The organism is Arthrobacter sp. Y3225116, assembly GCF_059091245.1.
The window spans coordinates 1-4557 of sequence record NZ_JBNHGL010000228.1; the positions used below are offsets into that span (position 1 = coordinate 1).

6 protein-coding genes are annotated in these 4557 nt (G+C 69.6%); 1 reads left to right on the forward strand and 5 read right to left on the reverse strand.

All coding sequences use genetic code 11. From position 1 onward, the window contains the following. From AC5RV2_RS14940 to pdhA, 3 genes are all read right to left on the reverse strand, one after another. Nucleotides 1–280: biotin/lipoyl-containing protein (locus AC5RV2_RS14940; protein ID WP_494092982.1), on the reverse strand; the 280-nt coding region annotated here is incomplete at its 3' end. A gap of 2 nt (nt 281–282) precedes the next feature. Continuing rightward, a complete protein-coding gene (locus AC5RV2_RS14945) occupies nt 283–1368 on the reverse strand; it encodes an alpha-ketoacid dehydrogenase subunit beta (RefSeq protein WP_494092983.1) in 1086 nt (361 codons plus the stop codon). 27 nt (nt 1369–1395) lie between these two features. Next, nucleotides 1396–2520, reverse strand: a complete 1125-nt coding sequence (gene pdhA / locus AC5RV2_RS14950) for a pyruvate dehydrogenase (acetyl-transferring) E1 component subunit alpha (protein ID WP_494092986.1) — start codon at nt 2518–2520, stop codon at nt 1396–1398. Between the two features lie 250 nt (nt 2521–2770). Here pdhA and AC5RV2_RS14955 point away from each other — a divergent pair, with 250 nt between their 5' ends. Continuing rightward, a complete protein-coding gene (locus AC5RV2_RS14955) occupies nt 2771–3232 on the forward strand; it encodes an Lrp/AsnC family transcriptional regulator (protein WP_493978019.1) in 462 nt (153 codons plus the stop codon). Between the two features lie 15 nt (nt 3233–3247). Here the strand turns inward: AC5RV2_RS14955 and AC5RV2_RS14960 are convergent, their stop codons facing one another. Then, nucleotides 3248–3883: a dihydrofolate reductase family protein gene (locus tag AC5RV2_RS14960; protein ID WP_494092984.1), complete on the reverse strand. Its 636-nt coding sequence runs from the start codon at nt 3881–3883 to the stop codon at nt 3248–3250. Between the two features lie 120 nt (nt 3884–4003). Further along, on the reverse strand, nt 4004–4557 hold a 554-nt coding region (locus tag AC5RV2_RS14965), incomplete at its 5' end, for an NAD(P)-dependent oxidoreductase (protein ID WP_494092985.1).

A 4557-nucleotide genomic window follows, 5' to 3' on the forward strand; every position in this document is an offset into this window, starting at 1 on the left:
GCGGCACGGCAACCTGGGCGCCGTCGTCGTGCACGTAGCCCGGCGCGTCCACCGAGATGAGGGGCTTGCCCACGTCCAGGGTGTCGCCGGCCGCCCCGTGCAGCACCGCGACGGTCCCCGCGAACGGGCTGGGCACCTCCACCATGGACTTGGCGGTCTCCACTTCGGCGACCGGCTGGTCCACGCGGATCTCGTCGCCGACCTTGACCAGCCAATTGACCAGCTCGGCCTCGGTCAAGCCCTCGCCGAGGTCGGGCAGTTTGAATACCTGTCGCGACATGGCTACGCGTCCTCCCACTGAAGTTCATCCACCGCGTCCAGGATGCGGTCCACGCTGGGCAGGTAGTGCCGCTCCAGCTTCGGCGCGGGATACGGAATATCGAAACCGGTCACGCGCAGCACCGGGGCGGCCAGCGAGTGGAAGCAGCGCTCCTGCACCCGCGCCACGATCTCGGAGGCGACGGACGCGAAGCCGGGGGCCTCGGCGACGACCACGGCGCGGCCGGTCTTGCGCACCGACGCCATCACGGTTTCATCGTCGAACGGCACGATCGACCGGATATCGATCACCTCCAGCGAGCGCCCCTCCTCGGCTGCGGCCGCGGCGGCCTGCATGACGGTGGGCACGGACGGACCGTACGTGATCAGCGTGGCGTCGGTTCCCTCGCGGGCGACGACGGCGCGGCCGATCCCCGACCCCACGGCGCGGCCGGTACCGACTCCCGGGGTGCCGGACTCGGCCGTGCCGGCCTGCCCCGCCCCGGACCCCTGCACGATCCCGGGGGCGGCCCACTGCGACTGCAGCGCTTCAAGGTCCAGCTGCTCCTTGGAGAAGTAAAGCTTCTTCGGCTCCAGGAACACCACCGGATCCGGGAAGCGGATGGCCTCGCGGAGCATGGTGTAGGCGTCTTCCACCGTGGCCGGCGCCACCACGGTCAGGCCCGGCGTGTGCGCGTAGTAGGACTCCGAGGAGTCGCAGTGGTGCTCCACTCCCCCGATGCCGCCGGCGTACGGAATCCGGATGACCATCGGCAGCTTGACCCTGCCGCGGGTCCGGTTGGGCATCTTGGCCACGTGCGAGACCACCTGCTCGAACGCCGGGTAGGCGAACGCGTCGAACTGCATCTCCACCACCGGGCGGAGGCCGTTCATCGCCATGCCGATCGCCATGCCCATGATGCCGGATTCGGCCAGCGGGGTGTCGAAGCAGCGTTCCTCGCCGAACCGCTTGGTGAGGCCGTCGGTGATGCGGAAAACGCCGCCCAGCGGGCCCACGTCTTCACCGAAGACGACGACGGAGCGGTCGGCTTCCATCTCGTCGGCCAGGGCCGTGTTCAGCGCCTTGGCGAACGTCATTGTTGTGCTCATGGTGTGTCCTTTGGTCGGCGGCGGCGCTCAGGCCGACTCGCGCGAGAGCTCGTCGCGGAGCATGGCGGCCTGCTCGCGCAGCTGGCTGGTCTTTTCGGTGTAGACGAAGCGGAACAGGTCCTCCGGGTCCACGTCGGTCTCGGCATTGAGTCCGTCGCGCATCTGCGCGGCCACGGTTTCCGCCCGCTCGGCGATCTCCTCTTCGAGTGCCTCGTCCAGGAGATGCAGTTCCTTGAGGTACGCCCGCAGGCGCACCAGCGGGTCCTTCGGCGCCCACTCGGCCACTTCGTCGTCGGTGCGGTAGCGGGTGGCGTCGTCGGCGTTGGTGTGCGACTGCATCCGGTACGTGTGCGCCTCGACCAGGGCGGGGCCGCCGCCGTCGCGGGCGCGGGTCACTGCCTTGCCGAGCACGGACAGCAGCGCAGCGGTGTCGTTGCCGTCCACGCGCTCGCCCGGCATGCCGTAGCCGATGGCCTTGTGCGCCAGCGACGGCGCCACCGTTTGCTTGTTCAGCGGGACGGAGATGGCGTACTGGTTGTTCTGCACGAAGAACACGACCGGGAGGTGGAACACGGCGGCGAAGTTCAGCGCCTCGTGGAAGTCGCCCTCGCTGGTGGCCCCGTCACCACACAGCGCGACGACGACGGTGTCCTCGCCCTTGAGTTTGGCGGCGTGGGCGACGCCGACGGCGTGCAGCAGCTGGGTGGCCAGCGGCGTGGCCTGGATCGAGACCTTGTGCTCGTAGGGGTCGTAGCCGCCGTGCCAGTCGCCCTGCAGCAGGGTCAGGGTCTGCACCGGGTCGACGCCCTTGGCGATCACGGCGACGGTATCGCGGTACGTGGGGAACAGCCAGTCGTCCCGGTCCAGGCACAGGGCCGCCGCCACCTGGCAGGCCTCCTGCCCGTGCGACGACGGGTAGACCGCCAGCCTGCCTTGGCGGACCAGGGCGTTGGCCTGGTCGTTGACGCGGCGGCCGACCACCAGTTCGCGGTAGGCGCCCAGCAGGGCTTCGCCGTCGGGCAGCGGATACTTGTCGTTGTGCACGTGCCGCCCGTCCGGGTCCACCAGTTGCACGGGCTGCCCGGAGGGCAGCATGTAGGCCTCGGCGGTGACCTGATCATCCATGCCGGGGCGGCCGGACGGGTCGGACATCGATCCCTCGATCGGGTTACCGGTTGAGATGGTCATGGTGTCTCCCTCGAATCCTTGGTCGGCGGGCGCCGTTGCCTGCCGCCCCGCACGGCGCGGGCGGCTCTGGTGAAGAAACTGTGTAGCTTTAGTATGGATTCGGCTACTTTTCGTATCCACTTATGCGGGAAAACGTGGATTATCTGCCTGTCTGGCCGTAGTCTTGGAGACGAATTGTTAATGTGAGCTGGATAACCCCGCGAGGTGTAGACAGATGGCCAACGGTGCCGCCGCAAAGGTCCCGCAGCTGGACGAGATCGACCGCCGGATCCTGGCGGAGCTGACGCGGGACGGCCGGCTGTCCGTGACCGCCGTCGCCGAGAACGTGCACATCTCCCGCGCCCACGCCTACTCGCGCATCGCGCGGCTGACCGAGGCCGGCGTGCTGACCAAGTTCACGGCGTTGGTGGACCCGATCAAGGCGGGACTAAAGGCCTCCGCCTACGTGACCCTGAAGCTGCGCCAGCACTCCTGGCGCGAGCTGCGCGAGGCCCTGCGCGCCATTCCCGAGGTGCACCACATCGCCCTGGTCGGCGGGAACTTCGACGTCATACTGCTGGTCCGTGCCGTCGACAACGTGGACCTGCGCCGGGTCATCTTTGACCAGATCCAGTCCATGCCCGGCATCCTCGACACCCAGACCTTCCTGGTGTTCGAGGACCTGGACACCCGCTGAACCGGCCGGCGGGGCTCAGCCGCCGTTCCCGCCCCGGGGCGCCGCGGCCTCGTTCATGTTGCCGGTCTCGACCGCGCCCGCACGCTCATACACCAAGGCCACCGCGCCCTTCTCAAACGTGCGGGCGGGGCCGGCGAGGCGGAAGGAGGCGGGGATGGTGCCGGAGCCGAAGAGCCGCTTCCCGCTGCCCACCGTGAGCGGATACAGGAAGAGGTTGAGGCGGCCGACCACGTCCTCGGTGAACAACGACTGCAGCAGGTCGCCGCTGCCGAACACGTGCACTTCGTCGTGCCGTTCGCGGAGGTGGGCGGCCGCCATCGCATCGTGCAACGCGGTCGTGCCCGCCCAGGCAGGCTCGGTGAGCGTGGTGGACACGACGTACTTCGGCACCGCGTTGAACTTCACCGCGATCGGAGAGTCCTCGCCGGCGTGGGGCCAGTAGGACGCGAAGATGTCGTAGGTCTTCCGCCCGAGCAGCAGCGCGTCGATCCGGTCGATGACGGCCCCGATCGCCTCGCCGGATGCTTCGTCGAAGAACGGCGCCTGCCAGCCGCCGTAGTCGAAGCCGCCCTCAGGGTCCTCGTCGGCCGCGCCCGGCGACTGGTACACGCCGTCGAGGGTGAGGAACATGTTGGCCACGATGATGCCCATGGGTCTTCCCTTCCGGCGCGTATCACCGCCCCCGATGCGCCGCCTTCATCCTGCCCGCGGGCCGGGACGGTTGTCCAGACCCGGGCGCCTCGGCAGGCCTCGGGCGGGGCGTTCGGGGACTCAGGGCCGAAAGCGGCCCGGCTGCACCAGGTTCTGCGGTGCCCGGCCGGCCGCGACCGCCGCCAGTTGATTCTTCAGGAGCCGGACGATCCGCGGTTCGAACGCCGTGGTGTCGCCGCCCAGGTGCGGGGTGATCAGCGCGTTAGCGGCCCGCCACAGCGGGTGGTCCGGCGGCAGCGGTTCGGGATCGGTGACGTCCAACGCGCACTTCAGCCGGCCGGAGACGACTTCCGCGGTCAGGGCCGCCGTGTCGACCACCGCCCCGCGCGCGACGTTGACCACCAGCGCACCGTCCGGGAGGGCCGCCAGTACCGCCGCATCGATCAGCCCGCGGGTGGCGTCCGTCAGGGGCGTGATGAGGATCAGCACCTCGTGGGACGCGGCCAGCTCGGTCAACTCGTCGGTGCCGTGGACGTGGCCGTCGCCGTCGTCCCGGGCGCGGGTCCCCACCCGGGTCAGCTGCACGTCGAAGGGCTCCAGCCGGCGCGCGATTTCCCGGCCGATGCCGCCCACGCCGACGAGCAGCACCTTTCGGTCCGCCAGCGACGGCCGCC

What these genes read in the sequence shown, in the direction of transcription:
- pdhA (WP_494092986.1), bottom strand. Translation starts at nt 2,520, where the DNA reads ATGTCCGACCCGTCCGGCCGCCCCGGCATGGATGATCAGGTCACCGCC.
- AC5RV2_RS14945 (WP_494092983.1), bottom strand. Translation starts at nt 1,368, where the DNA reads ATGAGCACAACAATGACGTTCGCCAAGGCGCTGAACACGGCCCTGGCC.
- AC5RV2_RS14955 (WP_493978019.1), top strand. Translation starts at nt 2,771, where the DNA reads ATGGCCAACGGTGCCGCCGCAAAGGTCCCGCAGCTGGACGAGATCGAC.
- AC5RV2_RS14960 (WP_494092984.1), bottom strand. Translation starts at nt 3,883, where the DNA reads ATGGGCATCATCGTGGCCAACATGTTCCTCACCCTCGACGGCGTGTAC.